At 67.3% G+C, this 25,287-nt stretch carries 23 protein-coding genes, 1 pseudogene and 1 riboswitch; of the genes and pseudogenes, 10 read left to right on the plus strand and 14 right to left on the minus strand.

Annotation, left to right across the window (positions count from 1 at the left end):
• Positions 1-157: 157 nt before the first annotated feature.
• The 3 genes from RWO33_RS08135 to RWO33_RS08145 are packed head-to-tail and all read right to left on the minus strand — an operon-like array spanning position 158 to position 1,975.
• The gene (locus RWO33_RS08135; protein ID WP_314104072.1) at positions 158-544 is read right to left on the minus strand and encodes a hypothetical protein; all 387 of its coding nucleotides are present in this window, start codon (positions 542-544) and stop codon (positions 158-160) included.
• Positions 545-593: 49 nt separating this feature from the next.
• Entirely contained in the window at positions 594-1,817 is a 1,224-nt protein-coding gene (locus RWO33_RS08140; protein ID WP_314104074.1) for a multidrug effflux MFS transporter, read from the minus strand.
• An 11-nt stretch (positions 1,818-1,828) separates the two neighbouring features.
• On the minus strand, positions 1,829-1,975 hold the full coding sequence (locus tag RWO33_RS08145; protein WP_314104077.1) for a hypothetical protein: 147 nt from the start codon (positions 1,973-1,975) through the stop codon (positions 1,829-1,831).
• 136 nt (positions 1,976-2,111) lie between these two features.
• Positions 2,112-2,213: riboswitch (glycine riboswitch) on the plus strand.
• 84 nt (positions 2,214-2,297) lie between these two features.
• Between RWO33_RS08145 and gcvP the strand changes: the two genes are divergently transcribed.
• Together gcvP and RWO33_RS08155 are read left to right on the plus strand one after the other, a co-directional pair.
• Positions 2,298-5,177, plus strand: a complete 2,880-nt coding sequence (gcvP, locus tag RWO33_RS08150) for an aminomethyl-transferring glycine dehydrogenase (RefSeq protein WP_314104079.1) — start codon at positions 2,298-2,300, stop codon at positions 5,175-5,177.
• Positions 5,178-5,313: 136 nt separating this feature from the next.
• The gene (locus RWO33_RS08155) at positions 5,314-5,622 is read left to right on the plus strand and encodes a hypothetical protein (protein WP_314104082.1); all 309 of its coding nucleotides are present in this window, start codon (positions 5,314-5,316) and stop codon (positions 5,620-5,622) included.
• A 310-nt stretch (positions 5,623-5,932) separates the two neighbouring features.
• On the opposite strand, the gene RWO33_RS08160 is transcribed toward RWO33_RS08155, so the two are convergent.
• Together RWO33_RS08160 and RWO33_RS08165 are read right to left on the minus strand one after the other, a co-directional pair.
• Positions 5,933-7,321: an amino acid permease gene (locus RWO33_RS08160; protein ID WP_314104133.1), complete on the minus strand. Its 1,389-nt coding sequence runs from the start codon at positions 7,319-7,321 to the stop codon at positions 5,933-5,935.
• A gap of 74 nt (positions 7,322-7,395) precedes the next feature.
• A complete protein-coding gene (locus tag RWO33_RS08165; protein WP_145479586.1) occupies positions 7,396-8,106 on the minus strand; it encodes an AraC family transcriptional regulator in 711 nt (236 codons plus the stop codon).
• 170 nt (positions 8,107-8,276) lie between these two features.
• Here RWO33_RS08165 and RWO33_RS08170 point away from each other — a divergent pair, with 170 nt between their 5' ends.
• The 3 genes and pseudogenes from RWO33_RS08170 to RWO33_RS08180 all read left to right on the plus strand — a co-directional run bounded on the left by RWO33_RS08170 (position 8,277) and on the right by RWO33_RS08180 (position 11,462).
• Complete coding sequence (locus tag RWO33_RS08170) at positions 8,277-10,364, plus strand: catalase (protein ID WP_314104085.1); 2,088 nt, start codon at positions 8,277-8,279, stop codon at positions 10,362-10,364.
• A 57-nt stretch (positions 10,365-10,421) separates the two neighbouring features.
• Positions 10,422-10,688, plus strand: a pseudogene (locus tag RWO33_RS08175) (HupB); the annotation flags it as partial.
• A 234-nt stretch (positions 10,689-10,922) separates the two neighbouring features.
• Positions 10,923-11,462 carry a hypothetical protein gene (locus RWO33_RS08180; RefSeq protein ID WP_314104088.1) on the plus strand — a complete coding sequence of 180 codons (540 nt, stop codon included), beginning with the start codon at positions 10,923-10,925 and terminating at the stop codon, positions 11,460-11,462.
• On the opposite strand, the gene RWO33_RS08185 is transcribed toward RWO33_RS08180, so the two are convergent.
• The 7 genes from RWO33_RS08185 to hflK form a co-directional block, all read right to left on the minus strand.
• Complete coding sequence (locus RWO33_RS08185; RefSeq protein WP_314104090.1) at positions 11,428-12,246, minus strand: hypothetical protein; 819 nt, start codon at positions 12,244-12,246, stop codon at positions 11,428-11,430. The genes RWO33_RS08180 and RWO33_RS08185 overlap by 35 nt on opposite strands.
• A 66-nt stretch (positions 12,247-12,312) precedes the next feature.
• On the minus strand, positions 12,313-12,537 hold the full coding sequence (locus RWO33_RS08190) for a hypothetical protein (RefSeq protein WP_314104093.1): 225 nt from the start codon (positions 12,535-12,537) through the stop codon (positions 12,313-12,315).
• An 88-nt stretch (positions 12,538-12,625) separates the two neighbouring features.
• Positions 12,626-13,882: a HipA domain-containing protein gene (locus RWO33_RS08195; protein WP_314104096.1), complete on the minus strand. Its 1,257-nt coding sequence runs from the start codon at positions 13,880-13,882 to the stop codon at positions 12,626-12,628.
• Positions 13,879-14,139: a transcriptional regulator gene (locus RWO33_RS08200; protein WP_314104097.1), complete on the minus strand. Its 261-nt coding sequence runs from the start codon at positions 14,137-14,139 to the stop codon at positions 13,879-13,881. Before RWO33_RS08200 ends, RWO33_RS08195 begins: the two co-directional genes overlap by 4 nt.
• Before the next feature lie 302 nt (positions 14,140-14,441).
• Positions 14,442-15,734 carry an adenylosuccinate synthase gene (locus RWO33_RS08205; protein ID WP_145479579.1) on the minus strand — a complete coding sequence of 431 codons (1,293 nt, stop codon included), beginning with the start codon at positions 15,732-15,734 and terminating at the stop codon, positions 14,442-14,444.
• A gap of 218 nt (positions 15,735-15,952) precedes the next feature.
• The gene (locus RWO33_RS08210; RefSeq protein WP_145479578.1) at positions 15,953-16,816 is read right to left on the minus strand and encodes a protease modulator HflC; all 864 of its coding nucleotides are present in this window, start codon (positions 16,814-16,816) and stop codon (positions 15,953-15,955) included.
• Positions 16,813-17,940: an FtsH protease activity modulator HflK gene (gene hflK / locus RWO33_RS08215; protein ID WP_314104100.1), complete on the minus strand. Its 1,128-nt coding sequence runs from the start codon at positions 17,938-17,940 to the stop codon at positions 16,813-16,815. The genes RWO33_RS08210 and hflK overlap by 4 nt, the downstream gene beginning before the upstream one ends.
• A gap of 209 nt (positions 17,941-18,149) precedes the next feature.
• Between hflK and RWO33_RS08220 the strand changes: the two genes are divergently transcribed.
• Both RWO33_RS08220 and pilH read left to right on the plus strand, forming a co-directional pair.
• Complete coding sequence (locus RWO33_RS08220) at positions 18,150-19,145, plus strand: YhdH/YhfP family quinone oxidoreductase (RefSeq protein ID WP_314104102.1); 996 nt, start codon at positions 18,150-18,152, stop codon at positions 19,143-19,145.
• A gap of 89 nt (positions 19,146-19,234) precedes the next feature.
• Positions 19,235-19,618: a twitching motility response regulator PilH gene (gene pilH, locus RWO33_RS08225; RefSeq protein ID WP_145479575.1), complete on the plus strand. Its 384-nt coding sequence runs from the start codon at positions 19,235-19,237 to the stop codon at positions 19,616-19,618.
• A gap of 132 nt (positions 19,619-19,750) precedes the next feature.
• Here pilH and RWO33_RS08230 read toward each other — a convergent pair whose 3' ends face one another.
• Entirely contained in the window at positions 19,751-20,650 is a 900-nt protein-coding gene (locus tag RWO33_RS08230; RefSeq protein ID WP_314104105.1) for a DnaJ C-terminal domain-containing protein, read from the minus strand.
• Between the two features lie 222 nt (positions 20,651-20,872).
• Between RWO33_RS08230 and RWO33_RS08235 the strand changes: the two genes are divergently transcribed.
• From RWO33_RS08235 to RWO33_RS08245, 3 genes are all read left to right on the plus strand, one after another.
• The gene (locus RWO33_RS08235; protein WP_314104109.1) at positions 20,873-21,355 is read left to right on the plus strand and encodes a peroxiredoxin; all 483 of its coding nucleotides are present in this window, start codon (positions 20,873-20,875) and stop codon (positions 21,353-21,355) included.
• A gap of 30 nt (positions 21,356-21,385) precedes the next feature.
• On the plus strand, positions 21,386-21,988 hold the full coding sequence (locus RWO33_RS08240; protein ID WP_314104112.1) for a ferritin-like domain-containing protein: 603 nt from the start codon (positions 21,386-21,388) through the stop codon (positions 21,986-21,988).
• A gap of 82 nt (positions 21,989-22,070) precedes the next feature.
• Positions 22,071-22,850, plus strand: a complete 780-nt coding sequence (locus RWO33_RS08245) for a DUF6491 family protein (protein ID WP_314104114.1) — start codon at positions 22,071-22,073, stop codon at positions 22,848-22,850.
• 21 nt (positions 22,851-22,871) lie between these two features.
• Here the strand turns inward: RWO33_RS08245 and pbpC are convergent, their stop codons facing one another.
• Positions 22,872-25,247 carry a penicillin-binding protein 1C gene (gene pbpC, locus RWO33_RS08250; RefSeq protein WP_314104116.1) on the minus strand — a complete coding sequence of 792 codons (2,376 nt, stop codon included), beginning with the start codon at positions 25,245-25,247 and terminating at the stop codon, positions 22,872-22,874.
• Between the last annotated feature and the right edge of the window lie 40 nt (positions 25,248-25,287).

A 25,287-nucleotide genomic window follows, 5' to 3' on the forward strand; every position in this document is an offset into this window, starting at 1 on the left:
CATACCCTTGGAGGCGAAGTAAAGGAGGAGGTGTCGGCCTCCGGCCGACGCCGGGGGACATTCGCCGGAAAGGGTATGGGGGCCCGGCACTCGATTCACCGGCAGCCGCTTTTGCTGGGAGCGCGCGCAGTATGGCGCAGCCACGCAGGGCGTTGCTCTACGCCTTGGGTTTGAGGGAAGCCGCGAGATCTGTCTTGAACTGCTCGAAATCCTTGCCCTCGGCCTTGGCTTCGGCGTGGGCGGCGTCTTTCAACGCGTCCGAATACACCAGCCGCACCGGCGTGCCCTGGCGCTCGTGCAGTTCAGCAGCCTGCATGATCAGCGCCAGCACGCGGGCGGCGCTGGGGGTCTGCCCGGCAATGCGGCCGTCCATGCCCAGCACCCATTCGCCGTCACGACGGACCACGCCGGCCAGCAGCGTACGCTGCTGGTCGCGGAGCTCGGCATGCGGCTCGACCGGCGAGGCGTGGGCCTTTTCGCGGTTCGCCTCTTCGATTTCGCGGCGCCGGCGCAGGTCACGGCGCAGTTTGGAGGTGGTCGACATCAGGGGGACTTCCGGACTGCATCAAGGGTGACAGGATACCGCACGGGGCTCAGGCCCCGCCCGCCGCCGCATCGCGCCTGCGCTCGCAGCGGCGCTCCCAGAACCAGAACGCCGCGCCGACCGCGAAGAACCCGGCATAGCCCAGCGCCAGGTGCAACGGCGTGCTGCTGAGCAGCGGCGAGACCGCGCCCGCCACGACGGTGTTGATCATCAGCTGGATGAACATCTGCATCGACGAGGCCAGGCCGCGCTGGTGCGGGTACATGTCCAGCACCGCCAGCGCCAGGATCGGGAAGATCAGCGACATGCCCACGCCGCCGAGGAAGATCGGCAGCACCGCCCACGGCAACGCGATCTGCGCCACCCCCAGCACATAGGCCAGGTTGACCAGCGCCGACACCGCGCACAGGCTGAAGCCGATCGCCACCTGCCGCTGCGCCGTGATCCGCCCGGCCATCCGCCCGGACAGGAACGAGCCCATCGTCATGCCGCCGATGGTGGGAATGAACAGCCAGGCAAAGCCGCCCTCGCCCAGCTTCAGGTGCTGCATCACGAACACCGGGGCCGAGGCGATGTACAGGAAGATGCCGGAGAAATTGAAGGCGCCGGCCGCGGCCAGGCGCAGCAGGCGTGGGTTGCTGCCCATCTGCAGGTAGCTGCGCAGCAGCGCGCCTGCCGACAGCGGCGTGCGCGCTTCCACCGGATGGGTTTCGGGCAGCCACTTGCCGGTAGCCACCAGCAGCACCAGCGCGAACAGCACCAGGAACCAGAAGATCAACGGCCAGTCGCCGCCACCGAGCAGGATCCAGCCACCGATGATCGGCGCGATCGCCGGGGCGATGCCGAAGATCATCGACACCTGGCTCATCAGGCGCTGCGCGTCGGCGCCGTGGTACAGATCACGGATCACCGCACGGCCGACGATCACCCCCACGCCGGCGGTCACGCCCTGCAGCGCGCGGAACACCAGCAGCGTGGTCAGGTCGCGCGACAGGGCGCAGCCGATCGACGCGGCGATGAACAGCACCAGCCCGCCCAGGATCACCCGGCGGCGTCCGAACGCATCCGACAGCGGGCCGTGCGCCAGGCTCATCAGGCCGTAGAACAGCAGGTACACACTGACCGTCTGCTGCACGGCGACCTGGTCGACCTGCATGCGCTCGCCCAACAGCAGGAAGGCCGGGAAGATGGTGTCGATCGAGAACGGGCCGAACATGGCCAGGCCGGCAAGCAGCAGGGCCAGGCGGCGGTTCGAAGGGGCAGCGGGTGTCATCGGAAGTTCCGTCAGCGACCGTGCTTGAACGCACGGAAGGCGCCGGCCCGGACCGGGTGGCGCCTGATGAATACGAGGATCCGCTCATCATAGGCGGTTGTACCCGCCAGTTCCATGCCGAAACCGACATCCGGGTACGGAACGGTGAGCGCGTTCATCTCCCGGAAGGCCGCTGCGGGCCGGGGCGCTGGGATATAATTGGCGGGCTACATGGTGGGAGAAGTGGAGCTTGGTTTCCAGGCATCCGCTGCCGAAGGCGCAACGCCCGTAATCGCTCAGGCCCGATACCACCCGCACCAAAACTCTGGAGAGACCGGCCGGTGCCGGCGCCGAAGGGGCACGAAGCACGCAGCCGCGCGCTTCCAAACTCTCAGGCAAAAGGACAGAGGGGCACCCAGGAAGACCGCAGGGTCCGGTGGATCGTTGTCGCCCACGACACGCCCCGTCCGCGCTTCCGAACGTGCGTGCCCACTCTTTTGGATGCCAGCCATGTCCCAGAACACCCCTTCCCTGCGCGAGCTTGAACACAGCCACGCGTTCGTCGAACGCCACATCGGCCCCAACGACGCCGAAATCGCGCAGATGCTCGAGGTGGTCGGCCACGCCTCGCTGGACGCGTTGACCGACGCCATCGTGCCGGCCTCGATCAAGTCGCCGGCGCCGTTGGCGCTGCCCGTGTCGATGACCGAGGTGGACGCGCTGGCGAAGATCCGCGCCATTGCCGACAAGAACCAGGTGTTCCGCACCTTCATCGGCCAGGGCTACTACGGCACGCTGACCCCGAACGTGATCCTGCGCAACGTGCTGGAAAACCCGGCCTGGTACACCGCCTACACCCCGTACCAGGCGGAAATCTCGCAGGGCCGCATGGAAGCGCTGATCAACTTCCAGACCCTGTGCGCCGACCTCACCGGCATGGAGATCGCCAACGCCTCGCTGCTGGACGAAGCCACCGCGGCGGCTGAAGCGATGACCCTGGCCAAGCGTTCCGCCAAGTCGAAGTCGGACACCTTCTTCGTGCACGACGCCGTGCACCCGCAGACGCTGGAACTGCTGCGCACCCGCGCCGAGCCGATGGGCATCGTGCTGCGCGTGGGCACGCCCGCCGAAGCGCTGGAAGCGGACAGCTACGGCGTGCTGCTGCAGTACCCGGACACCTTCGGCCATATCGGCGACTACCAGGCGCTGGCCGATGCCGTGCACGCCCGCGGCGGCCTGGTGGCCGTGGCCACCGACCTGCTGGCCCTGACCCTGATCGCCGCGCCGGGCGAATGGGGCGCCGACATCGTGGTCGGCAACTCGCAGCGCTTCGGCGTGCCGTTCGGCTTCGGCGGCCCGCACGCCGCGTTCATGGCCTGCCGCGATGCCTACAAGCGCTCGATGCCCGGCCGCCTGATCGGTGTGTCGGTCGACGCCCAGGGCAATGCCGCCTACCGCCTGACCCTGCAGACCCGCGAGCAGCACATCCGCCGCGAGAAGGCGACGTCCAACATCTGCACCGCACAGGTGCTGCTGGCGGTGATGGCCTCGATGTATGCCGTGTACCACGGCCCGGAAGGCCTGACCCGCATCGCCCGCCGCACCCACCGCCTGGCCGCGATCCTGGCTGCTGCCCTGCGCGGCGCCGGCGTCAATGTCGGCGAGCACTTCTTCGACACCCTGCACGTCAAGGCGATCGACGCCAACGCGATCCACGCCAAGGCCGCCGCCGCGCGCATCAACCTGCGTGCGATCGACAGCGAAGCGGTCGGCATCAGCCTGGACGAAACCACCACACGCGCCGACATCGTCGCGCTGGGCCAGCTGTTCGGCGTGAGCGTCGACGTGGACGCGCTGGACGCGGCCACCGCCGATGCGCTGCCGCCCGCCCAGGTGCGCACCAGCGCCTTCCTGACCCACCCGGTGTTCAACACCCACCACAGCGAACACGAACTGCTGCGCTACCTGCGTTCGCTGGCGGACAAGGACCTGGCCATGGATCGCACCATGATCCCGCTGGGCAGCTGCACCATGAAGCTCAACGCCACCGCCGAGATGATCCCGGTGACCTGGCCGGAGTTCGCCAACATCCATCCGCTGGCCCCGGCCGACCAGGCTACCGGCTACAAGGAACTGATCGACGGGCTGGAAGCGATGCTGGTGGAATGCACCGGCTACGATGCGGTGAGCCTGCAGCCGAACTCCGGCGCGCAGGGCGAATACGCCGGCCTGCTGGCGATCCGTGCCTACCACCGCTCGCGCGGCGAAGGCCACCGCGACGTCTGCCTGATCCCGGATTCGGCGCATGGCACCAACCCGGCGTCGGCGCAGATGTGCGGCATGAAGGTGGTGGTGACCAAGACCGACGCCAACGGCAATGTCGACGTCGAAGACATCCGCGTCAACGCCGAGAAGTACGGCGACCGCCTGGCCGCGCTGATGATCACCTACCCCTCCACGCACGGCGTGTTCGAGGAAGAAGTGGTCGAGATCTGCGAGATCATCCACAAGCACGGCGGCCAGGTGTACACCGACGGCGCCAACATGAACGCCCTGGTCGGCGTGGCCAAGCCCGGCAAGTGGGGCTCGGACGTGTCGCACCTGAACCTGCACAAGACCTTCTGCATCCCGCACGGCGGCGGTGGCCCGGGCGTGGGCCCGTGTGCGGTCAAGTCGCACCTCGCCCCGTTCCTGCCCAAGGTGCTGGGCGGCGAAGGCGATGTAGGCATGGTCAGCGCGGCCAGCTTCGGCAGCGCCTCGATCCTGCCGATCAGCTGGATGTACATCACCCTGATGGGCACCGAAGGCCTGCGCAAGGCGACCCAGGTCGCGCTGCTCAACGCCAACTACATCGCCAAGCGCCTGGCCCCGCACTTCAGGACGCTGTACACGGGCCGCAACGGGCTGGTGGCGCACGAGTGCATCCTGGACGTGCGTCCGCTGGAGAAGACCTCCGGCGTGGTCGCCGAAGACGTGGCCAAGCGCCTGATCGACTTCGGTTTCCATGCGCCGACCCTGAGCTTCCCGGTCGCCGGCACGCTGATGGTGGAGCCGACCGAAAGCGAATCGCTGCACGAGCTGGACCGCTTCATCAACGCGATGATCCAGATCCGCGAGGAAATCGCCGCGATCGAAGACGGCCGCCTGGACCGTGAAGACAACCCGCTGAAGCACGCCCCGCACACCGCCACCGCGGTGTCGGCCAGCGAGTGGTCGCACGCCTACCCGCGCGAGCTGGCTGCCTTCCCGCTGGCCAGCCTGCGCCAGCAGAAGTACTGGCCGCCGGTGGCACGCGTGGACAACGTCTACGGCGACAAGAACGTGATGTGCGCCTGCATCCCGGTCGACGCGTACAAGGAAGACGAGGGCGTGGAGGTCTGATCCTCCCGCCTGGTTGAAACGAGAACGGCCCGCGAAAGCGGGCCGTCTTCGTTTCGTGTGATGGCATTCTGGAAGCGGCATCAGCACGTCGCAGCTAACCTGCTCGCCCTCATCTGGAATGAAGCGTGGAGCACTGATGGTTCCGAAGCACCTTTCTTCCCCCTGCGTTGGCTGGACCATTCCGCCGCAGGCAATCCGCATTGAACGGCCGCACGGATCACCGACGGTACCGGCGAGACAGCACCCGGCCACGATCTACAACGCGTCGTACGGGTCACCCGCGATCACCGTGGACGCCGCATACCTCGAGCGGCTCGTCGGTGATGCTCCCTTGTTCAGGACCCCGTCCCAGTCAAGCGACCAGATCGCGAACAGACCGCTGCGCGACCTGGACCAAGGCGTTTACGCGCGCTTTGCCAGCAATCATCTGGACGGTCGTTACTGACGGCGAAGGTCAAGCGATTTGACGCATTGCGTCGCGGCGGCAAATGCGAAAGGCCCGATGCGGGCCGTCATTTTTTTTGATCGTGGGTCGGCCGCGCCACGTGTGTCGACTGCAATGGGTCCATGCACCGCGTTGTCACTGCTGCGGAAGCTTGAGCCGCGCTGTGCGCGGTTGACACGCATGGCGTGTCACTACGCACCGTCCCGTGCGCAGGACGGGCCCCGGTAGGGTCGCATCCGATCGACCGCCGATGAACCTGCTACACCCGGTAAGGCACGGACCCGGAACGAAGGCGTCTCTCCGGCGAAGGTCAGTTGCGGCGCACGCGGCGGGTGACTTCGCTGGTGATCGCGATCACCGCGGTCAGCGCGGCCATCGACAGGAACTCCACCCGGGTATGCGCTTCGGAGAGCAGCAGGCCAAAGATCAGCGCCAGCACGCCCAGGCCGAGCAGGGTCAGGTACGGGTAGCCGGTCATGCGGAACGGCAGCCGGGTGCCATCGCGGTTGGCGCGGCGGCGCAGGATCAGCTGCGACAGCAGCGAAATCGTCCACACCAGCAGGCAGGTCGAGCCGACGATGTTCAACAGCACCGGCAGCACCTTGCCTGGGAACAGCAGCTCCATCACCGTTGCCGCGAACCCGAACAGCACGCTGGCCAGCACGGCGATGATCGGCACCTGCCGCGGGTCGGTCCAGCCCAGCACCGCCGGTGCCTCCTGGCGACGCGCCAGCGAGTACATCATGCGCGACGCGCCATACAGGTTGGCGTTGAGCGCCGACAACAGCGCGATCACCGCGATCAGGGTGATGGCAGTCGCGGCGCCGGGAATGTTGGCCACCTGCAGCACCGCCGCGAACGGCGAGGACAGGCTTTCGCTGGTCCACGGCACCACCGCGATGATCACGCTCAGCGAGCCGATGTAGAACACCAGGATGCGCCAGGCCACGGTGCGGATCGCACGGGCGATGCTGCGCTCGGGGTCTTCGGTTTCGGCGGCGGCCACTGCCACGATCTCGGTGCCGCCAAAGGCGAACACCACCACCAGCAGCGCCGCGCCGATCCCGGCCAGGCCCTTCGGTGCGAAGCCGCCGTGGTCGGTGAAGTTGCTCAGGCCCGGCGACTGCGCGTCCGGCAGCCAGCCCATCAGCAGGGCCACGCCGATCAGGATGAAGCCGATGATCGCCGCCACCTTGATGATGGCGAACCAGAATTCAAACTCACCGAAGTTCTTCACCCCGAGCAGATTGATGGCGGTGAAGAACAGCATGAAGGCCAATGCCGCCATCGGCACCGGGATGACCGGCCACACCGTGGCCAGCAGCTCGGCCGCGCCGACCGCTTCGGCGGCGATCACGATGACCAGCTGCACCCACCACAACCAGCCGACCGTCGCGCCGGCGGTGGCGCCCATGGCGTCGGCGGCATACACCGAGAACGCACCGCTGGTCGGCTTGGCCGCAGCCATCTCGCCCAGCGCATTCATGACGATGATCACCAGCGCGCCCGCGACCAGGTAGGACAGCAGCACGGCCGGTCCGGCGGCCTGTACGCCCACCCCGGAGCCCAGGAACAGGCCGGCGCCGATCGCGCTGCCCAGTCCCATCATGATCAGCTGGCGGGGCTTGAGCGCGTGGTCCAGGCGGGTGTTGGAGCGGGGTGCGGACGGAGCCGGAGTCTGGGATGCGGGCATCGGAATCGAGTGGCGGGCAACAGGTGCGACACCATACCCTGTCCGGGCTGTCGCAGGCATCCCACCCAGGTCATGCCGGCTCAGGCGTCGACGCGCTCGCCGATCTGGGCGCGATAGGCGCGCGGCGACACGCCGACTTCAGCCTTGAACTTGCGGGTGAACGCGCTCTGGTCGGTGAAGCCGCAGGCCTGGCCGATGCTGGCGATGGTCTCGCTGCCATGCAGCAGGTGCACCGCCATCTGGATCCGCAGGCGGGTCAGTACCTGCTGCGGGGTCATCTGGAACACCTTGCGGAAGGTGCGCTCCAGTTTGGACAGCGAGAAGCCGGTGATGTCCAGCAGGGTCTGCATGCGCACGTTCTCGGCGTAATGCGCGTTCAGGTGCGCCAGCGCCAGCCGCAGCTGCTCGTACTGGGTGCCCAGGCTGTCCTTCTGGCCCAGGTCGCGCGAGATGCCGATCAGGCCACGGATCTGCCCGTCCACCAGCAGCGGCCGCTTGCAGGTCAGGCACCAGCCCGGCTCGCGGTTGGCGAACAGGTGCAGTTCCATCAGGTTCTCGATCACCTTGCCGGCCAGCACCTGGGCATCCTGGGTGGCGTAATCGGCACCCAGGCCGGTCGGGTAGATCTCGGCGGCGGTGCGTCCGATCACCTCCTTGCGCGACTTCAACCCCAACCTGCGCAGCATGGTCTGGTTGATGTGCGTATAGCGCCCGTCGCGGTCCTTCATGAAGAACAGCACGTCGGGAATCGCATCGAACAGGGCTTCGATGTCGGCAGGTTCAACACGCATGGGGTGGCGGAAGAAGGAGGGACACGCCACCAAGGATACCTGCCGCGCGCCCGTCAGGCGCCCCGGCGTGAAGCGCAGGTGCAAGCCGGGCCGCGTTCTCCGACCCACGATTAACACGCGTGACGCCACTGTTGGGGATCGAATCCCCTCGCCAGCCCCGGAGTCGCCTGATGGCCACCAGCAAGCCCCGCACCAAACCCGCCGCCCAACCCGCCGAGGCACGTGGCCAAGGTGACGAACTGCACCAGCGCGCCGGCGGTGGCCATCCCGCGCTGACCACCAACCAGGGCATCCCGGTCGCAGACAACCAGAACTCGCTGCGCGACACCCCGCGCGGGCCGACCCTGCTGGAAGACTTCATCCTGCGCGAGAAGATCACCCACTTCGACCATGAGCGCATCCCCGAGCGCATCGTGCATGCCCGCGGCAGCGCGGCGCATGGCTACTTCGAGCTGACCCGTTCGCTGCAGGAATACACCCGCGCGCGCGTGCTGACCGAAGTCGGCGTGCGCACCCCCGTGTTCACCCGCTTCTCCACGGTCGCCGGTGGCGCCGGCTCGGTGGACACCCCGCGCGACGTGCGCGGCTTCGCGGTGAAGTTCTACACCCCCGAGGGCAACTGGGACCTGGTGGGCAACAACATCCCGGTGTTCTTCATCCAGGACGCGATCAAATTCCCCGACCTGATCCACGCGGTGAAGATGGAGCCGGACCGTGCCTTCCCGCAGGCGGCCAGCGCGCATGACACGTTCTGGGACTTCGTGTCGCTGATGCCCGAATCCATGCACATGATCATGTGGGCGATGAGCGACCGCACCATCCCGCGCTCGCTGCGCACCATCGAAGGCTTCGGCATCCACAGCTTCCGCCTGCTCAATGAACAGGGCGAGTCGACCTTCGTGAAGTTCCATTGGCGCCCGAAACTGGGCCTGCAGTCCACGGTGTGGGATGAAGCGTTGAAGCTGCAGGGGGCCGACAACGACTTCCACCGCCGCGACCTGTTCGAGGCGATCACCGGCGGCGACTTCCCCGAGTGGGAATTGGCCGTGCAGCTGTTCACCGAGGAACAGGCCGAGGCCTTCCCGTTCGACCACCTGGACTCGACCAAGATCATTCCCGAATCGCTGGTGCCCCTGACCGTCATCGGGCGCATGGTGCTGGACCGCTGGCCGGACAACTTCTTCGCCGAAACCGAGCAGGTCGCCTACTGCCCGGCCAACGTGCCGCCGGGCATCGACTTCAGCAACGATCCCCTGCTGCAGGGCCGCCTGTTCTCCTACCTGGACACCCAGCTCAGCCGCCTGGGGGGCCCGAACTTCCACCAGATCCCGGTCAACGCGCCGAAGTGCCCGTTCGCCAACCACCAGCGCGACGGCCACATGCAGATGGCCATTCCCAAGGGCCGCGTCGCCTACGACCCCAGTTCGCTGCAGGGCGACAGCCCGCGCGAGACCGCCAACGGCTTCCCCAGCCACGCCACCCCGGCCGACGACGGCCGCAAGGGCCGCGTGCGTGCGGAGAGCTTTGCCGACCACTACAGCCAGGCGCGCATGTTCTTCCGCAGCCTGGAAGCGCCGGAGCAGGCGCACCTGGCCTCGGCACTGGTGTTTGAACTGTCCAAGGTGGAAACGGTGGCCGTGCGCGAGCGCACCGTGAGCCACCTGCGCAACATCGACGAGTCGTTGGCCAAGCGCGTGGCCGACGGTCTGGCGATGCCCGCCCTGCCCGACCCCGCCCCCACCGCCACGCCCGCCCAGGACATGCCCAAGGCACCGGAAGTGCGCGTGATCGGCCGCACCAAGGACCTGCTCAAGGGCCGCTGCGTCGGCATCCTGTTCGACGAGGGTTCGGATGCGGGGATGATCGCCAACCTGCGCAAGGCGGCCGAAAAGGCCGGCGCCAAGGTCAAGCTGGTTGCCCCGAAGGTGGGTGGCGGGAAGCTGAGCGACGGCAGGCTGCAGCCGGCGGACGGCCAGCTCGCCGGCACCCCGTCGGTGGTGTTCGACGCAGTGGCCATCGTGCTCAGTGCCGACGCCGCCAAGCGCCTGTCGAAGGAATCGGCGGCGATCGATTTCGCGGCCGATGCGTGGGCGCATCTGAAGGCCATCGCGGCCGATGAAGGCGCCCAGCTGCTGCTGAAGACGGCGCGCGTGGGCAAGGACAACGGCGTGGTGGAAGCCGAAGACGCGAAGGGCTTCATCACCGCCGCCGCCACCCGCCAGTGGGCGCGTGAACCCAAAGTGCGCACCCTGGCCTGACCCACCCCGGCAGCAGCGGACCGCTGGTCCGTTGCTGCCCCATGGAGGACGCAACCCATGCCCCGCGGAGACAAATCCAGCTACACCGACAAGCAGAAGCGCCAGGCCGAGCACATCGAGGAAAGCGAAAAAGCCGAAGGCCGCAGCGAGGACGCGGCCGAGCGCATCGCCTGGGCTACCGTGAACAAGCAGGATGGTGGCGGCAGGAAGCAGCCAGCGAAGACGGCGGCGAAAAAGAAGTCGAGCGCAGCCAAGACAACCGCAAAGAAGGCGTCTTCAAAGAAAACGGCAACAAAGAAGCCCGCAACAAAAAAGGCTGCGAAGACCTCCCGGTAGGGTTGGTTCCCAAACAACCGCCGCTACAGGTACCACGCACATTGACGCATGGACCTGAAATCGAAACAGGCTCCTGCTTCGCATCACCAACGCGAGGCGTCGCCCAAACGGCGCCCCCCTCGCACGGTCATCCAGCCCGGCGCCTCACGCTTGACGACCCGCGCGTCGAATCAGCCATACTCGGGCATCACCGCAGGATGCGACCACCGGGGAAGCAAACCAATGAAACTCGCACGCACGCTGGCCAGCATGGCCCTGTTATTGCCGCTGTTGGCGACCGCCCAGCCGCTGCAACCCGGAGCGCAGGACACGCCCCTTCCAGCAACTTCCGCCACGCAATCCAGCGAAGGCTTCTCCGCCTCGATGGTCATCACCGCCGATCCCGACTGGCAACAGAAGTGGGAATCCCCACCCGACGTGGCGCCGCGCTTCGACCTGGCCACCGAGGTCAAGGAAGGCGGTTCGCTCTACATCCTGTCGTTCCTGTCCAATCCCATGCTGGATGCGGCGGGAATGACCCAGGTGCGCTGCGACCTGCGCATCAGCAAACCCGATGGCAGCCTGAGTGGCGACGAGCATGACCTGCCCTGCTTCGTCACCGCGCTGGAAACCGACCCGAAGCTGGTCTACCTGTCGACGGTCGGCGTGAAGTTCACGGCTGAAGCCGGCGATCCGAAAGGCACCTGGACCGTGGCGATCACCGTGCGCGACACGCTGCGCAACGTGGCTATTCCGCTGCAGTCTTCGTTCGCGATGCGCTGACCGGGGGCACGACCGCCGGCTTGGCTGCCAGCACCACCGACTGTAGTCGTTTGACCGCTGAAATCGGCACTGCTTCAGCCCTTCGCTGCTGCGGCCACCACAGGAACACGAAGGCGCTGCTGCTGCCCAGCATGCGCGCCTGCTCCTTCAGCGGTGCCGCATCGCCGGCGAGATGCACACTCACCCGGGCGCCTGCGCCGTGGTCGCGGATGTCTGCGGCCTTGCCCGATGCATAACGTGCCGCTCCGATGGCCATGAAGCAGGCCACGGCGATGCACAGCCCCGTCAGCGGGCGCATGCCGGAGGTATCCCAACTGGTCAGCGGAGACTTCGAGAACAGCACGCGCCAGCCCCAGTGGCGCGCGCGCAACGCTTCCACCTTGACCGGATTGCGCCGACGCAGCGTGTCCGGCCACCCCAGCACTACTGCCAGCAGGATGCCGACGGCGAGGATGCCCGCGTACATCGGGTCGCGCAGCCCGGCGACCAGGAAATCGCTGATCTGCAGGTAATCCAGGATCGACAGATCGAACCGCCGGTAGAAGAAGTAGCTGGACCACAGCCCCAGCAGCGACAGCAGCACATACCCGGCGCTGACGATCAGTGCGGGCTCCTGCTTCAGCAGCCGCCAAAGCTCCATGACCAGCGAATCTTCACTGCCTTTGACCACCGGCAGCACCGACCAGTCGGTGGGCGCGGCCTCCCCGGCCACGGCGGCCGCCGCGCCTGGGTGTCCGCCGGCAGGTGCATCCCCCGTGCGGCTGTCCTGTTCCCTGTTGTCCATGTCGCCCCCTGTGCTGGCCGCAGCATCGCCGAAAACAGGCTCGCTGGGTAGTCGGGGGTCGGCCGGTCAGGGCTTGGCGCACAGCCCGGCGATGGCCTTGGCGATGCGACCGATCACGTAGACCACGACCCCGCCGGGAATCAGCACCAGGGTCACGTGGGCCAGCCATTGGATCTGATCCAGGCGCGGGGCCAGCAGATACCCCAGCGCGAACAGCAGCGCACCGAGCAGCATCATGCCCAGGCCCAGCTTCATGTAGATGTTGGTGAGACCGAAATTCCTGCCAGCCATGGGGCCTCCTTGCCTGTGTGGCGGTTCGCCGCCGACTGCGGTGCATGGCAATGGGAACATGGCTGGCGCTGGAGCTCAACCCGACGCGCTACTGCAACTGAGCCACCATATCTTTGATAGGCCCATGCGTGATCCCTCGCAGCAGTCGCGCTTCGCCAGGATCCACACCGCGAGCGGCGCCGTTTTCATATTCACTGTAGAGATTGCCAACATGCGCCTGGATGCGCTCCAGCAGGTAATCCAGCGCACGTTCCGCAGCGCGGGCGTTGATACCGATGGTTGCGCCGAACGCAATAGCAGTGTCGCGACGCCACTGGTTGTAGGGCATGGCTCCGGGAGGGGTAACGGGCGCATCGCTACCCCAGGCGTTGCCTGCTGCGTAAATGCTTGTACAGATCAGGTCGTAGTGGGGCGCAAGTTCCCATCCGTCCGGGTTACCGAAAAAACTGAGGTTTTTAAGGTGTGCGTCTGAGTTTCCGGTGATCAGATTGAACAACCACCAGCGGTAAAGCCTGGCACGCGTGTCTGCCTTGTGTACGCAAAGGTCGATGAGCGCGTTCAATGCAACCGACGTCGCTTCCCTGTATTTGAATACCGCATCCAGGGAGAGCATCTGACACCCATCCAGCACGGGCAGTCGCCGGGGCGGTGTTCGCAAGGTCCGGTCAAAGCGACGAACCAGATAGACAGCTTCCGGAACGCGCCTGATGGATACCTCCGCGGCATCCATCCCAACCGCCGATGCGAGTCGCATCACGAACCACTCATTGATGGTGGTCTGCCAGTAGTGGTCAGGTTGTGGGTGATCGGGCTTGAGGATGTGCGTGGAGGGCTCGGATCCTACAGGCTCGAAGAGGCCCTCCTCAGACAACGTCACTGCAAGCTTGTGCTGCGCGCCAGCCAGGGACATGCGTTTGGGCGAGTCATGTCCCAATGGAACCTGGGGCAGACGGCGGATGCGTTCCGAAAGCACCTCGTCCGGCAAGGGCTGGACGCCAGGCGGCAACATGCCCTCGCCCTCTGGCAGCAGCGTCAAGGCTCCCGCAGATTCGCGCCCGTAATACTGAAGCAGCCCAAAGCTGTCCGCCGCATCCACAAGCGCGTCGCGTGCCAGAAGCACCCTCGCACCCTCCTCGGGCAGCAGGTTACCGAAGAACCACTGGACGGGGCGAAGCGATGCTCCGTCGATGATGCTCTGTTGCGACCGGCGAAGGGCGGGAGACAAGTCGCTTCCCTCCCAGCTGGGGTCGTAATCGAATCGCCAGACGTTTCCTTCTTCGGAAAGTCGGCCTACCAATACGTTGCCAAGCCACACGCAGAGCAGACGCGGCGAGGAAGTGTTCATTTGGTACCGGCCCGCTTTGGTTTCGGTTCCATCACAGCGTCAGGAACCTGCAGCATAACCTTGATCCCCAGCTCATCCAGCGCGCGCAGCACCCGGCCTAGTTGCACCGAAGGCTTCCCGCGCTCTGCGTCACGCATGAAGACGTGGCTGGAGTCGATGTAGGCGGCTAGGTCGTCCTGTCGGATGCCTTGGTTCCGGCGGACGCGGCGAATGATTTCGCCTATGTCTTCGGGGGTCTTTACCTTGATGTCGATCACGGTCGTTACCGCCGAATCTAAACAGTTGTTTCTATCATGCGGGACGAAGTTGGGGTTTGCAACCACTTCTAAACAGTTGTTTCGAAACAGTGGAGGCAAGGGCTGGAATCCGCTTAAACGAAACAGTAGCTTCGAAACCTACGGACTTTTACCCAGATTGGGTAGGTCCATACCCAATCTGGGCATCTGCACGGGAGGGGTAGAAAACAGAAGCCCCGCTTTCGCGGGGCTTCTTTTGCCGGCCAACGGCCGGCGCTACCGGTTGCGGATTTGGCACTGCCAGGCAGGGCCTGGCACTACGGTTACGCGAACGGGTCCTGCAGGACCATGGTGTGGTCGCGGTCCGGGCCGGTGGAGACGATGCTGATCGGGCACCCGGCCAGCTCTTCCAGCGCGCGCAGGTAAGCGCGGGCCGCGGCCGGCAGCTTGTCCCAGTCGGTGATGCCGTGGGTGTTCTCGTTCCAGCCCGGGAACTCCAGGTACACGGGGGTGCACTCTTCCCAGCCCTGCGCGTCCAGCGGCGCGTACTCGGTGCGCTTGCCACGGTATTCGTAAGCGATGCAGACCTTGAGCTTTTCCATGCCGTCGAGCACGTCGAGCTTGGTGATGCACAGGCCGCTGATGCCGTTGATGGCCACGGCGCGCTTGAGCGCGACGATGTCCATCCAGCCGCAGCGACGCGGGCGGCCGGTGGAGGCGCCGTACTCGGCGCCGCGGTCGCGGATGCCCTGGCCGATCTCGTCATCCAGTTCGGTCGGGAACGGGCCACCGCCGACGCGGGTCGCGTACGCCTTGGCGATGCCCAGCACGTAGTCGATCGCGTCGGCGCCCACGCCGGCACCGGCCAGCGCACCACCGACGGTGGTGTTGGAGCTGGTCACGTACGGGTAGGTGCCGTGGTCGATGTCCAGCAGCGCGCCCTGCGCGCCTTCGAACAGCACGCGCTTGCCCTGCTTGCGCAGGTCATGCAGGATGCCGGCCACGTCGGACTTCATCGGCTGCACGTATTCGCCGAAGGCCAGTGCTTCGTCGTATGTCTTCTGGAAATCGACCGCGTCGGTCTTCAGGTAGTTGGTCAGCACGAAGTTGTGGTAATCCAGCGCGGTGCGCAGGAGCTCTTCGAGCTGGGCCGGGTAATGCAGGTCGGCGATGCGGATGCCGCGACGCGCCACCTTGTCTTCATAGGCCGGGCCGATGCCACGGCCGGTGGTGCCGATCGCCTTGCCGCCGGCCGCGCGTTCGCGCGCCTGGTCCAGGGCGATGTGGTACGGCATGATCAGCGGCGCGGCCGGGGAGATCTTCAGGCGCGAACGCACTTCCACGCCGGAGGTTTCCAGCTCGGCGATTTCCTTCTGCAGGGCCGCCGGCGAGATCACCACGCCGTTGCCGATCAGGCACAGCGCGTCTTCGCGCAGGATGCCCGATGGAATCAGGTGCAGCACGGTCTTCTTGCCATTGATGACCAGGGTATGGCCGGCATTGTGGCCGCCCTGGAAACGCACTACGGCACCGATTTCCTCGGTAAGCAGATCGACGATCTTGCCCTTGCCTTCATCGCCCCACTGGGCACCAAGCACTACGACAGACTGACCCATGACGGGCTCCTCGAATTGTTGCGGCCATCGGGGCCGCGGACGGGTAAACCGTAGCAGGGTCGGCCAGCGCGGGGGTGACGGCTCCAATCGGGGAGCGGTCGGCGATGGCAGGCCCAGACACGGAAAAAGCCGAACGGGGAGGCCCGTCCGGCTTTTGTGCATTATCCGGGTTTCCGGGGTCGGCCGCCACCCCGGGGGGTGGCGGGTTCAACCGGCGGTCAGCGGTCGTTCTTCATGTACTGCAGGAACGGATCGTTTTTATCCAGCACGATCACCCCGTTACCGTCGGTCATGGAGTTCCGGTAGGCCTCCAGGCTGCGGTAGAACGAGAAGAACGACGGGTCGGCCGAGCCGGCCTTGCCGTAGATCCGCGCGGCTTCGGCGTCGCCGGCACCGCGCAGGCGCTGGGCGTCACGCTCGGCCTCGGCCACGATCACCGTGCTTTCGCGGTCGGCCTGGGCGCGGATGGTCAGCGACTGCTCCTCACCCTCTGCCCGCAGCTTGGCGGCTTCCTGCTTGCGCTGTGCGCGCATGCGCTCGTACACGTCGCTGATCACCTGGCTGTCGGTGGGCAGGTCGATCTGCTTGATGCGCAGGTCGATGATCTGCATGCCCAACCCCTTGACCGCCTCGTTGATGCCGGTCAGCTGGCCGGCGATCAGTTCGCTGCGGTCGCCGGACACCAGCTGCTGCAACGAACGCGAGTTGATCTGGTTGCGCAGCGAGTCGGTGATGATCGGTGCCAGGCGGGCGTCGGCCACGCTGGCATCGCCGCCGGTCGCGCGGTAGTAGGCGCGCACGTCGGAAATGTAGCCAATGGCGAAGAAGTCGACGCTGACGTCCTTCTGTTCGGCGGTGAAGTAGCGCGCCGGCGCGGTGGCGAGCACCTTCAGGCGGCGGTCGAACACCCGCACCGATTCCACCACCGGCACCTTGAAGTGCAGGCCCGGCTTGATGTCCGAACGCACCACCTTGCCCAGGTTGAGCACCATCGCGGTCTGGTCCTCACGGACCACGTACACCGAGCCCAGCAGGGCCAATACCGCGGCAACGGCCAGGCCGATCCACAACGAACTCTTCATCGGATGGCTCCTTCACGACCGGTCGGTCGCGTGGTCGGGCGCTCGGTGGTGCGCGCGCCGTCGACCGGCGTGCTGGCCGGCAGCGACGGCATCATCACTTCCGGGGTCACCAGCGGCGTGCTGCCGGTGGCGGCGCCGGCGCGATTGTCGGGCATGGGCACGTAGATCAGCTGGCGGCCATCGCCACCGATCACCTTGCGGTTTTCCTTCAGCACGCTTTCCACGGTTTCCAGCCACAGGCGCTTGCGGGTGACGTCCGGGGCGCCCTGGTACTGCTGCTGGAGCAGGGTGAAGCGTTCGGCGTCGCCTTCGGCGCGGGCCACGGCGGCCTGCTTGTAGCCTTCGGCGGTGGTACGGGCGCGCGAGGCCTGGCCACGGGCTTCCGGCACGACCTTGGCCGCATAGGCCTGGGCTTCGTTGATCAGGCGTTCCTTGACCTGCTGGGCACCGTTGACCTCGTCGAAGGCCGGCTTGACCTCTTCCGGCGGACGCGCGTCGGGCAGGGTCAGGCCGGTCACCACCAGGCCGGTGCGGTAGGCCTTGAGCGCGGCCTGCAGGCGTTCCTGCGCGACCACGGCCAGCGGCCCACGGTTGTTGAGCACCGCGTTGAGATCGGCACGACCGACCTGCTCGCGTACCGCGCTCTGCGCGGACTGCTCCAGCACCTGGTTGGCGTCGACCGAACCGAACAGGTACAGGCGCGGGTCGTCGATGCGGTACTGCACGTTGAGCGACACGCGCACGATGTTCTCGTCGCGGGTCAGCACCGGCACGTCGCTGCTGAAGGTCTTGATCTGGGTCGCGTTGACCTTGGTCACCGACTCGATCGGCCACGGCAGCTTGAAGTTCGGGCCCGGCTGCAGGATGCGCGAGAACTGGCCGAAGCGCAGGACCACGCCGCGCTGCTGTTCGCCGATCAGCTGGAAGCTGGAGAACAGCAGCAGCAGGACCACTGCCACCACCACCCAGCGCAGGATGCCGCCATCGAACAAGTCCTTGAGCGGTCCGGGCAGGCCGCCCCAACCACCGCCACCGCCGCTGCCACCGCGGGGACCGAACGGCCCTCGTCGATTCTCGTCGGGGCCTTGTCCGCCCTTGTTGCCGCCGGGTGTATTCCAGGCCATGCACGCTCCATCAGTAAAGGTTGCCTGCGGGCCAGTCCCGCACCGTCAACCGTTGAATCCCGCCCGATTCTACTAGATGGGGCTGGCCGACAGGATTGGAAGGGCGAATGCGTCGCAGGTCGCGATTCATCCCCCTGCCCCGGGCGTCGGCGCCCACCCGCGCGGCAGGCCGCGCTAAGGTGGAGACCCCCTTCCCAGCAGGCCACGCCATGGCAGTCCCCGACCGGTTCACCGCGTTCCGCATCCACCAGGACGAGCAGGGCCACCGCAGCGGGCTCGAACCGGTGGCCCTGGACCAGCTCGATCCCGGCCAGGTGGTGGTGCGCGCCGAGTGGTCGTCGGTGAACTACAAGGATGCGCTGGCCGGCACCGGCAAGGGCCGGATCCTGCGCCGGTTCCCGCTGGTGGGGGGGATCGACGTGGCCGGCACGGTGGTCGCCTCCAGCGACCCGGCCTGGCGCGAGGGCGACGCGGTGCTGGCCACCGGCTGCGGGCTGAGCGAGACCCGTGATGGCGGTTACAGCCAGTACGTGCGGCTGGAGGCCAGCGCGGTCATCGCGCGCCCGGCCGCGCTTGGCGCGCGCGAGGCGATGATCATCGGCACGGCCGGCTTCACCGCTGCGCTGGCCCTGCTTCGCATGCTCGACAACCGCCTCACCCCCGGGCACGGACCGCTGGCGGTCACCGGCGCCACCGGCGGGGTCGGCTCGCTGGCGGTGGACATCTTCAGCCGCGCCGGGTTCGAGGTGCACGCGATCAGCGGCAAGCCTGACCAGGCCGGGTACCTGCACGGGCTGGGGGCCCAGCACGTGCTGCCGCGCGACACCCTGGCCACCGGGCGGCCGATGGAATCGGCGCGCTTCGGCGGCGGGCTGGACAACGCCGGTGGCCCGATGCTGGCCAGCCTGCTGGCCCAGACCGTGCCCTACGGCAGTGTGGTCAGCGCCGGCCTGGCCGCCAGCCCGGCGTTGGACATGACGGTGATGCCTTTCATCATCCGCGGGGTGTCGCTGCTGGGCGTGTCGTCGTCTTCGGCCCCGCGTGCGCTGCGCGAACAGGTCTGGGAGCGGTTGGGCGACGACTGGAAGCCGCGGCACCTGGACAGCATCTGCACGCGCGAGATCGGGTTGGACGGGCTGCGCGAGGTGTTCGAGGCGATGCTGGCCGGGGACGCGCGCGGCCGCACCGTGGTCCGGATCGACTGAGCGTTGCAGCTGGGCGACGGACGGCGCGGCGGACGCTTCACGCTGACATCGGCGCAGCACTACACTGCGGGCATCACTTGGGGAACAACATGGCACGCATTCTGATCGTCGACGATTCTCCGTCGCAGCAGCTGGGCATCCGGCGCATCGTCGAAAAGCTGGGGCACGAAGTATTGACGGCCGAGGATGGCCAGGCGGGCGTCAACCTGGCCAAGGAGCAGCTGCCCGACCTGGTGCTGATGGACGTGGTGATGCCGAACCTCAACGGTTTCCAGGCCACCCGTACGCTGGCGCGCGAAGCCACCACGCGGCATATCCCGGTGATCCTGGTCACCACCAAGGACCAGGACACCGACCGCATGTGGGGCATGCGGCAGGGAGCCAAGGCCTACATCACCAAGCCGTTCTCCGAAGACGAACTGTCCGAGGTGCTGGAGCGGGTGTTCAGCGGGCAGCAGCCGCCTTCTGCCTGAAGAAGCGTACCGACCAACGGTCGGTACCTACCGCTTGGTGGACCGACCAACGGTCGGTACCTACCGCTTGGTGGACCGACCAACGGTCGGTACCTACCTGTCGTGTGGACCGACCGTGGGTCGGTACGCCGGCTAGATCTTTTCGCCGAATGCCTTGGCCAATGACCGGTACGCCTTCTTCTGCGCGTCATCGGTCGGCACCGGCGCAATGATTTCCAGCTCCACGATCTGGTCGCCATCGGGATTGCCGGGCAGGCCGCGGCCGCGAAGGCGCAGCTTGCGGCCTGCGTCGGAGCCGGCCGGTACCTTCAGTTCCACCGCACCGCCAAGGGTGGGCACGCTGATCGAAGTGCCCAGTGCGGCCTGCCACGGGGTCACGTCCAGGGTGTACAGGATGTTGCGACCGTCCACTTCGAACTGCGGGTGCGCGGCGTATTCCACTTCCAGCAGCAGGTTGCCGCCGTTGGTGCCCTGCCCGGCCAGCCGGATCACCTGGCCCGGGCGGATGCCCTTGGGCACGCGCACATCCAGCTGCTTGCCGTTGACGGTGATGCGCAGGCTTTCGCCGGCGTAGGCCGCTTCCAGCGGCACCGACAGCTTGGCGCGGGTGTCGCGCACCGCCTGCGGGCCGGCACCGGCGCCACCGAAGCCGCTGGCCCGGCCGGCACCACCGCCGCCCCGCTGGCGTGCGAACAGGCTTTCGAAGAAATCGCTGAAGCCACCGCCGCCGGCGCCACCGCCGAACACTTCCTCGAAGTCGAAGCCCTGCCCGCCGCCGTAGTTCGGCGGGGTGTGGAACTCCTCGCCCGGGCGGTAGCCCTGGGCCTTGAGCTGGTCATAGGCGGCGCGCTTCTGCGGGTCGCGCAGGGCCTCGTAGGCTTCGTTGACCGCCTTGAACTTCTCTTCCGCTCCGGCTTCCTTGCTCACGTCCGGGTGGTACTTGCGTGCCAGCCGGCGGTACGCGGTCTTGATCTCGGCATCGCCTGCCGTGGGTTCCACGCCCAGGGTGGCGTAGTAGTCCTTGAATTCCATCCATACACCTCGAATAGGTTCGGCCACCCGCGCCGGCGGGGACCATGCCCGCAATTCTAGCGGCTGGGCACCCCCATGCCGTGATCGGCGGATGATCCTGCGCAATGCTGCGGCCGTCAGGCCGGGGTACGGTGGCCAGATGGGAATGAACAGGCGATTTTCAATCCTTTGACGCGGCCCTCCCATGGCCCTGTCTACCCTTTCCCTGCACCAGGAGCTCCCATGACCATCCACGTTGGCGACCGCATACCCGAAGTCACCCTCAAGCGCATCCGCGAGGGCATGGAAACCCTGGACACCGCCGCGCTGTTCGACGGCCGCAAGGCGGTGTTGTTCGCCGTGCCCGGCGCCTTCACCCCGACCTGCTCGGCGCGCCACCTGCCCGGCTACATCGAGCATTTCGCCGATTTCCGCCAGCGCGGCATCGACGTGTTCTGCATGGCGGTCAACGACCCGTTCGTGATGAAAGCCTGGGGCGAGAGCCAGCAGGTGCCCGATGGCCTGCAGCTGTTGTCCGACGGCAACGGCGACTTCACCCGCGCGCTCGGCCTGGAACTGGATGCCAGCAGTTCCGGGATGGGCATGCGCTCGCGCCGCTTCGCGCTGTACGTGGAAGACGGCATGGTACGCGAAACCTTCGTCGAAGCGCCCGGCACGTTCGAGGTGTCTTCGGCCCAGTACGTGCTGGAGCACCTGCCCAGCTGATCCCACCGCAACAGAGGACCCCGGCCAGCCATGTCAAAGCCAGCCAAGCAGAACCCCAACCCGACCTCCAACGAAGGCGCCACCCCGCACGGGAGCCGGCCGCCCGGCATCAGCGATACCGCGACCCTGCGTGCCAGGGCGCGCAAGGACATCGAAGATGGCGCCATCACCGACAGCTACAGCGCCGACCGCGAGGCGGTGATCAAGCTGCTGAACGATGCGCTGGCCACCGAGTACGTCTGCGTGCTGCGCTACTACCGTCATTACTTCATGGCCAAGGGCATGCTGGCCGATGCGGTCAAGGGGGAATTCCTCGAGCACGCGCAGCAGGAACAGGCGCATGCCGGCAAGCTGGCCGAGCGCATCGTGCAGCTGGGCGGCGAACCCGATCTCAATCCCGACACGCTGACCCGGCGCTCCCATGCCGAATACAAGGAAGGCACCGACCTGCGCGACATGGTCCGCGAGAACCTGATCGCCGAGCGCATCGCCATCGACAGCTACCGCGAAATGATCAATTTCGTTGGCGACAAGGACACCACCACCAAGCGGATCCTCAAGGAAATCCTGGCCCAGGAAGAAGAGCACGCCGACGAGTTTGCCGACCTGCTCGAAGGCTGGATCGGAGAATAACGTCACCCGGTAATGTGCCGGCAATGCAATCGCATTGCCGGCAGTGCTAAGGTCGGGCCGATCCCACTGCAAGGACTGCATCGTGACCCTGACCCTGCTTCGTGCGCCGCTGGTCGCTGCCCTGTTTGCCTCCGCCACCACGGTGGCCCAGCCGTCACCCGCACCGGACGCGCGCACGCCCCCTGCCCCGCATTGCCTGGACGCCCGCGCGGTACGCCAGATGGAGCAGGCCAGCCCGGAGGCCATCGCGGTACTCGGAAGCAACGGCCAGGCGTACCGCCTGGACTTCGCAGCGGCCTGCCCGGGCGTCAACGACGCCGGGCAGGTCCGCCTGGACGCGCCGGATGGCTGGGCCTGCGGTCGCCCCAGCGAGCGGCTGGTGGTGGACGGGCGCAGCTGCCCGGTGGCGGCGGTCAGCGTCCTGGACAACCGCAGCTTTGCCGAAGTGGCGCGCGAGAGCAGCCGTCAGTTTGCGGCCACGCTGCCGGCGGTGACCGTGACTGCCAAGGGCGCGGCGACGAGCCGGGCGCGACAAGCCTTCCAGGGCTCACCCGAGTTCTGTTTTGCTACCCGTAATGTGCGCGGCTGGAGTGAAGACCCCAGCGGGGTCGTGGTGGAAACCAATCCGCGCCGCAACGGCGGCCACCGCTACTACCGCGTCGAGGTGGGCGCCAGCTGCAGCATCCTGGCCGGCGCTACCGAGGTGGACTTCCAGTCCGGCTTCCAGAACGGGCTGATCTGCGGCAATCCGGGCGACCGGATCGTGATGCAATCCACCGGCATCGAGAACGATGGACGCTCGTATACACCGCGCTTTGCGCGTCCCGGTTGCGCGGTGATGGCGGTCTACCCGAAGGAATAGGTACCGAGCAACGGTCGGCACCTACCGAAGCACCCGGAACCGCACCTGGGTCCAGGCGCCGTCGGCGGCGAGCGCGGTGAGCGTGTGCTCGCCGGCTTCGTCGAAGTCGCGCTGGAAGCTGCGCGTTCCTTCGCTGCGTGCGATCCAGCGGCCGTCCAGCAGCCAGTCCACCGCGTGTTCGCTGCCCAGCGCACGCAGCTGCAGGCGCACGCCGTGCTCGGCATTGGGCGCGCGGGCCAGCGTGGCGCGGTCGTTGAGGCCCTCGATATGCAGGCTGCCCGAGCCGCTGCGGCCGTCATCGCGGCAATCCGGCGACAACGCCGGCAGCTGCGCGGCCTGGCGCTGGGCCAGCGGCAACCATGGCGACACCAAGGCTGGCCAGCGTGCGATTTCACGGCGCTCGGCCTGGTGCGGTTCGCTGCATTCCGGTGACAACCGCAGGCCGGTGCGCGCGTCCACGTCGAAGGCCTGCCGCCCTGCCTGCCACAGCCGCGCGTCGCGTTCGGCGAATGTGGGCGGCACCACGTCATCGAGGAGGTAGGCCTGCAGCCGTCGCCGGCACAGCGCCGCTGGCGTGCTGTCGGCGCGCTCGCCAGTGGGCCAGCACACCTCGGCCTGGGTGACGTTGGCGGGCAGTGGCGCGGCGGCGGCGTCACCACGCTGGCGCGGCAGGCTGTCCACCACCTCGAACATCAGCGGCAGCGCGGTCACCGCGCCGTACTGGCCCGGCAGCGGCGTGCCATCCGGCCGCCCCACCCACACCCCCACCGTGTAGTGGCGTGTGCTGCCGATCGCCCAGGCATCGCGATAGCCGTAGCTGGTGCCGGTTTTCCAGGCCACGCGCGGGCAGCCAGTGACATCGAACGTGCCCGCGCCGTAGCCCGGACGCGGATTCGATTCGAGTACTTCGCGGGTGATCCAGGCCGCGCCCGGCGACATCAGTCGCCGCTCGATCACCGCATCACCGGGTGTGTAGCGCACCCGACCGGCGATGCCGTTGCGGTTGAATGCGGCGAAGGTCCCCACCAGATCCTCCAGCCGCGCGCCGGTGCCGCCCAGGATCAGCGACAGGTTGGGCGCGCTGCCGTGCGGAAAGCGCAGGGTGATGCCGGCGTGCGACAGGCGTGCGGCGAAGCGGGCCGGGCCGACCCGGTCCAGCAGGTCCACCGCCGGGACGTTGAGCGACAGCCGCAGTGCGGTGGCGGCACTGACCGGACCGTTGAACGCCGCATCGAAGTTTCCCGGCCGGTACCCGGAAAAGCTCTGCGGCGCATCCACCATCAGGCTTTCGGAGTGGATCAGGCCATCGTCGATGGCCATGCCATACAGGAACGGCTTGAGCGTGGAGCCCGGCGATCGCCACGCCTGCACCATGTCCACGTGGCCCAGCCGCTGCTTGTCGCCGAATGCCACCGAACCCACGTAGGCACGCGCCTCCAGCGTGCGGTTGTCCACCACCAGCAGCGCTGCGGAGGTGCGTTCGGGCAGCTGCGAGAAGTAGGACGCCACGCGCTCTTCCAGCGTGCGCTGCAGCCCGCTGTCCAACGTGCTCTGGATGCGCGCGGCGCGCGGTTGCGCGGCATGCAGACGCTGCGCCAACAGGGCCGCGCGAAGCGGCGGCTGCAGCGCGCGGGTCACCACCGCTTCGATGCGCGCATCGTCGACCTCCTCGCGCGTCCATACCCCCAGCGCGACCATGCGTTCGAGCACTTTGTCGCGCGCGGCCTGCGCCGCCTCCGGATGACGGTCCGGGCGCAACCGGCTGGGCGACTGCGGCAACACCGCCAGCAGTGCCGCTTCGGCATGCGACAGCTGCGCGGCTGGCTTGCCGAGGTAGGCCCAGCTGGCCGCTTCGACGCCTTCAATGGTGCCGCCGTAGGGCGCGCGCTCCAGGTACAGCGCCAGGATCTGCGCCTTGGTCAGGTGCAGCTCCAGCTGCAGCGCGCGCAGCAGCTGCTTGGCCTTGCCCCACGGCGTGCGCGTGTGCGGGTCGAGGATGCGCGCCACCTGCATGGTCAGGGTGGAACCACCCGAAACGATCCGCCGTTCCAGCAGCCACTGCTTGCCGGCGCGCAGCAACGCCCACGGGTTGACCCCGGGGTGGCGCCAGAACCAGCGGTCTTCGTAATTCAGCAGAGCCTGCAGGTACAGCGGCGAAACGCTGTCTGCCGTGGCCGGGTAGCGCCATACGCCATCGGCGTCGGCAAACGCACGCAACGGCGTGCCATCGCCGGCCACCACCAGCGTGCTGGTATCGCGCTGCTTCGGCAGCGGCGGTGGAAACGCCAGGTCCAGCACCAGCAGCAGCGCCAGCAGCGCCGCCGTGCCCCAGCGCAGTGCCGGCCACAGCCAGGGCCGCCAGCGGGTCCAGCGCAGTCGGGGAAGAACGGTCTTCATTGCATCACCGCCGGCGGTGCGGACGCCGGCAGCTGCCGGC

The sequence above is a fragment of the uncultured Stenotrophomonas sp. genome (genome assembly GCF_963519925.1).
Classification (GTDB): Bacteria; Pseudomonadota; Gammaproteobacteria; order Xanthomonadales; family Xanthomonadaceae; genus Stenotrophomonas; species Stenotrophomonas maltophilia_AE.

What these genes read in the sequence shown, in the direction of transcription:
- RWO33_RS08135 (WP_314104072.1), bottom strand. Translation starts at nt 544, where the DNA reads ATGTCGACCACCTCCAAACTGCGCCGTGACCTGCGCCGGCGCCGCGAA.
- RWO33_RS08140 (WP_314104074.1), bottom strand. Translation starts at nt 1,817, where the DNA reads ATGACACCCGCTGCCCCTTCGAACCGCCGCCTGGCCCTGCTGCTTGCC.
- RWO33_RS08145 (WP_314104077.1), bottom strand. Translation starts at nt 1,975, where the DNA reads ATGAACGCGCTCACCGTTCCGTACCCGGATGTCGGTTTCGGCATGGAA.
- gcvP (WP_314104079.1), top strand. Translation starts at nt 2,298, where the DNA reads ATGCCAGCCATGTCCCAGAACACCCCTTCCCTGCGCGAGCTTGAACAC.
- RWO33_RS08155 (WP_314104082.1), top strand. Translation starts at nt 5,314, where the DNA reads ATGGTTCCGAAGCACCTTTCTTCCCCCTGCGTTGGCTGGACCATTCCG.
- RWO33_RS08165 (WP_145479586.1), bottom strand. Translation starts at nt 8,106, where the DNA reads ATGCGTGTTGAACCTGCCGACATCGAAGCCCTGTTCGATGCGATTCCC.
- RWO33_RS08170 (WP_314104085.1), top strand. Translation starts at nt 8,277, where the DNA reads ATGGCCACCAGCAAGCCCCGCACCAAACCCGCCGCCCAACCCGCCGAG.
- RWO33_RS08180 (WP_314104088.1), top strand. Translation starts at nt 10,923, where the DNA reads ATGAAACTCGCACGCACGCTGGCCAGCATGGCCCTGTTATTGCCGCTG.
- RWO33_RS08185 (WP_314104090.1), bottom strand. Translation starts at nt 12,246, where the DNA reads ATGGACAACAGGGAACAGGACAGCCGCACGGGGGATGCACCTGCCGGC.
- RWO33_RS08190 (WP_314104093.1), bottom strand. Translation starts at nt 12,537, where the DNA reads ATGGCTGGCAGGAATTTCGGTCTCACCAACATCTACATGAAGCTGGGC.
- RWO33_RS08195 (WP_314104096.1), bottom strand. Translation starts at nt 13,882, where the DNA reads ATGAACACTTCCTCGCCGCGTCTGCTCTGCGTGTGGCTTGGCAACGTA.
- RWO33_RS08205 (WP_145479579.1), bottom strand. Translation starts at nt 15,734, where the DNA reads ATGGGTCAGTCTGTCGTAGTGCTTGGTGCCCAGTGGGGCGATGAAGGC.
- RWO33_RS08210 (WP_145479578.1), bottom strand. Translation starts at nt 16,816, where the DNA reads ATGAAGAGTTCGTTGTGGATCGGCCTGGCCGTTGCCGCGGTATTGGCC.
- hflK (WP_314104100.1), bottom strand. Translation starts at nt 17,940, where the DNA reads ATGGCCTGGAATACACCCGGCGGCAACAAGGGCGGACAAGGCCCCGAC.
- RWO33_RS08220 (WP_314104102.1), top strand. Translation starts at nt 18,150, where the DNA reads ATGGCAGTCCCCGACCGGTTCACCGCGTTCCGCATCCACCAGGACGAG.
- pilH (WP_145479575.1), top strand. Translation starts at nt 19,235, where the DNA reads ATGGCACGCATTCTGATCGTCGACGATTCTCCGTCGCAGCAGCTGGGC.
- RWO33_RS08230 (WP_314104105.1), bottom strand. Translation starts at nt 20,650, where the DNA reads ATGGAATTCAAGGACTACTACGCCACCCTGGGCGTGGAACCCACGGCA.
- RWO33_RS08235 (WP_314104109.1), top strand. Translation starts at nt 20,873, where the DNA reads ATGACCATCCACGTTGGCGACCGCATACCCGAAGTCACCCTCAAGCGC.
- RWO33_RS08240 (WP_314104112.1), top strand. Translation starts at nt 21,386, where the DNA reads ATGTCAAAGCCAGCCAAGCAGAACCCCAACCCGACCTCCAACGAAGGC.
- pbpC (WP_314104116.1), bottom strand. Translation starts at nt 25,247, where the DNA reads ATGAAGACCGTTCTTCCCCGACTGCGCTGGACCCGCTGGCGGCCCTGG.